Below are 361 nucleotides of genomic sequence, written 5' to 3' on the forward strand. Positions count from 1 at the left end.
GTTCCCCGCGGTCTGCAGATCCACCTGATCCTGGACAACTACGCCACCCACAAGCACGTCGAGGTCGAGAAGTGGCTCAAGGGTCACAAGCGGTTCCACCTGCACTTCACCCCGACCAGCTCCTCCTGGCTCAACCAGGTCGAGCGGTGGTTTCGCGACCTGACCGAGAAGAACCTGCGCCGCGGCATCTTCGGCTCGGTGCCTGACCTGATCGCCAGCATCGAGACCTACCTCGAAGCCAACAACGAGGACCCCAAGCCCTACGTGTGGACCGCTACCGCCGAGGACATCCTCGCCAAGGTCGCCCGCGCCCGCACCGCCCTCAACCAAGTAGTCAACTGAAACTGCGACGGACCACTAG

At 63.2% G+C, this 361-nt stretch carries 1 protein-coding gene; it reads left to right on the plus strand.

Translation table 11 applies throughout. The features are described from left to right. Positions 1-342, plus strand: a 342-nt coding sequence (locus ACYQ1K_RS27955) for a transposase (protein WP_459986899.1), incomplete at its 5' end; no start/stop codon positions are given. Between the last annotated feature and the right edge of the window lie 19 nt (positions 343-361).

This window comes from Nocardioides sp. AN3, assembly GCF_054653495.1.